Source organism: Paenibacillus sp. 01T422 (assembly GCF_056398785.1).
The window spans coordinates 1-2801 of record NZ_JBFTQB010000859.1; the positions used below are offsets into that span (position 1 = coordinate 1).

The following is a 2801-nucleotide window of genomic DNA, read 5'->3' on the forward strand; positions in this document are numbered from 1 at the left end:
GTCCAACAAATGCCCATAAGCAAACCACGGGCTTTACTAGAAATATTGGCTGTGTCTGCGAAACTAGGGGTTACTTCATTTGGCGGGCCGATTGCGCATCTCGGTTACTTTCATAACGAGTATATACGTAGACGCAAATGGATGAATGAGCAGGACTATGCGGATATCGTTGCGCTATGTCAGTTCTTGCCCGGTCCTGCCAGCAGCCAGGTTGGTATAGCGGTCGGGGTCATTCGCGCTGGAATGTTGGGCGGATTGACGGCTTGGCTTGGTTTTACACTGCCATCGGTGATTGCGTTGGTATTGTTTGCGCAATTCCTCCAAGGTTTTGATATTGGCAGCGCAGGTTGGATTCATGGTCTCAAAATCGTCGCAGTAGCTATTGTCCTACAAGCTATACTCGGCATGGGGCAGAAGCTTGCTCCTGACCGCAATCGAGCCACAATTGCTGTTGTTGTAGCAGCTGTTACCCTCTTGTGGCAGACTGCGATTAGCCAAGTTTTGCTTATCATCATTGCGGGAATTATAGGGATGTTGATTTATAAAAATACGACGCTTCCGAATACGACGAATCTCCATGTTCCCATCAACCGAAGCATTGCTATTCTCTGTTTGAGTATCTTCTTCGGACTTCTAATCCTGCTTCCCTCGCTTCGGCAGATCGTGCATGTACAGTGGCTGTCCCTATTTGATAGTTTCTATCGGTCAGGGTCGCTCGTTTTTGGCGGGGGACACGTTGTTCTCCCCATGCTAGAAAGGGAGGTTGTCCCGTCAGGCTGGGTCAGTAAGTCAGACTTTCTAGCGGGATATGGTGCCGCGCAGGCTGTGCCTGGACCGTTGTTCACCTTCGCTGCGTATTTGGGGACGATGATTGGCGGAGTGAAAGGTGCCATTATCGCTACGACAGCTATTTTTCTTCCAGCGTATCTTCTAGTCGTAGGAACGCTGCCCTTCTGGCATATTTTGCGAAAAAGCGCTAAAGTCCAAGGAGCATTAATCGGCATTAATGCAGCTGTTATTGGTATTTTGCTTGCAGCACTATACAACCCGCTTTGGATCACGGCCATATTAGCACCTGTCGATTTTGTATTGGCAGCGATTCTGTTTTTGATGCTTGTCTTTTGGAAGCTGCCGCCTTGGCTTGTCGTACTATCGGGAGCGATAGGCGGAATTCTGATTAGTTGATTTTTGCTTGGTATTATTGGTTTCATACAAAAAAGCCCTCTTTCCATTTTGGAAAGAGGGCTTTTTTGCGTAGCCATGCGGAGAACACGCCAGAAGTCTATATTTTCAGAATTTTCTTAACAGTATCTTTATTTGATGTTAACACTGGCCTGATGTCGACAAGTTAAGTTTTAGTCGTAAGTTAATAAGGGAGTGGAGGTGAAACAATGAGGCAGAAATCTGACCTTCGGGATGTGCCAGCCCGTTATCTTGAAATTGCAGACATCCTTCATCAAGAGATTGTGAATGGGAGCTACAGCTTACATGAGCGCCTACCCTCTGAAGCCCAATTGTGCAGCCGGTTTCGTGAGAATCGTTACACGATTAGGCAAGCGCTAGATGTACTCCTGCATAAAGGAGTTATTCGTTCGCATCAGGGAAAAGGCCATTATGTTTGCGAAAAGCCTCTAAATCTTCAATATACGATTACGCCGAATACGAGATTTTCGAATGAAATTACTTTAATGGGCTGCACGCCAAAAGCGAAGCTGCTGAAGCAGGAAAAGCTAATTCCGCCTGAGGAAATTGCAGCTGCCTTAAAGCTAGATCCCCTTGATGAGGTCTATCGGTTAGAAATATTACGCTACGCAGACAGTATTCCACTTGCTTGGAATGTAACTTGGCTTCCAGATAAATTTTTCCCGGATCTTATGAATCACACACGTTGTCTAGGTTCTTTATACGCCATGCTGGAAAATGTTTACGGTATGCAGCTTCACCGGATTTTGTCCACGTTTCAGGCCGCTTATCCTACAGCTTTAGAGGCAAGTTATTTGCGAATTCCCCCGAATGCGAATTTGCTGCATATTGAAAGCGTGATGAGAGACAGTGAGATGCGTTTAGTAGAGTTCACTTCTGCGAAATATCGCGGGGACCTATGCCGAGTATCGATTGAACTGGAACAAAAATGAGATGAAATTCAAAATTGATGGAGGAATTAGAGGATGATGAAATCATTATTCAATTCAAAAGTATGGAAAACTACTTCTATTTTGGCAACGATATCGGTGTTGACACTGCTTGCAGCAGGATGTGGCCAGAAAATGGGCGATTCAAGCAAAACGAATGCTCAAGCAGCAGCCGTACAAACAGCCGAAGTTGCAAAAATGCCAGATGTCCTTCGTGTTGGCGTTCTCCCTGGCGAAGAAGAGGGCAAGCTGTCGCGCGGTAACAAGAAGTTTGTAGAAGATTTGGGAGCAGCCCTTGGCATGAAAACGGAGTTGTTTGTAGGAGATGACTATACAGCGGTTATTGAAGCTATGCGTACGAAGAAAATCGATATCGCCTCCTTTGGTCCATTCGCGTATGTCATTGCTGCTGAACGCAGTGGAGCGATCCCGTTTGCCGTCAAAGCGGTAAGCGCAGACGCAGCTTTTTATTACAGCGAAATTGTCGTTCCTGCGAATTCACCTGCCCAAAGCATCGCTGATTTGAAAGGTAAAACATTCTTGTTCGCCGACCCAGCTTCCACATCCGGACATCTCTTCCCACGCAACATTTTCATTCATCAATTAGGTATCAAAAATGAAGATATCGAGAAATTTTTCTCTAACGTTTCTTTCTCAGGCGGTCATGAC

General features: G+C 45.9%; 3 protein-coding genes. All 3 read left to right on the forward strand.

What is annotated here, in order from left to right; all coding sequences use genetic code 11:
- Positions 1-9: 9 nt before the first annotated feature.
- Positions 10-1185: a chromate transporter gene (locus tag AC1DUA_RS32515; protein ID WP_477503672.1), complete on the forward strand. Its 1176-nt coding sequence runs from the start codon at positions 10-12 to the stop codon at positions 1183-1185.
- A 206-nt stretch (positions 1186-1391) separates the two neighbouring features.
- Positions 1392-2135 carry a phosphonate metabolism transcriptional regulator PhnF gene (gene phnF / locus AC1DUA_RS32520; protein ID WP_477503670.1) on the forward strand — a complete coding sequence of 248 codons (744 nt, stop codon included), beginning with the start codon at positions 1392-1394 and terminating at the stop codon, positions 2133-2135.
- A 33-nt stretch (positions 2136-2168) separates the two neighbouring features.
- Positions 2169-2801, forward strand: a 633-nt coding sequence (gene phnD / locus AC1DUA_RS32525; RefSeq protein ID WP_477503671.1) for a phosphate/phosphite/phosphonate ABC transporter substrate-binding protein, incomplete at its 3' end; no start/stop codon positions are given.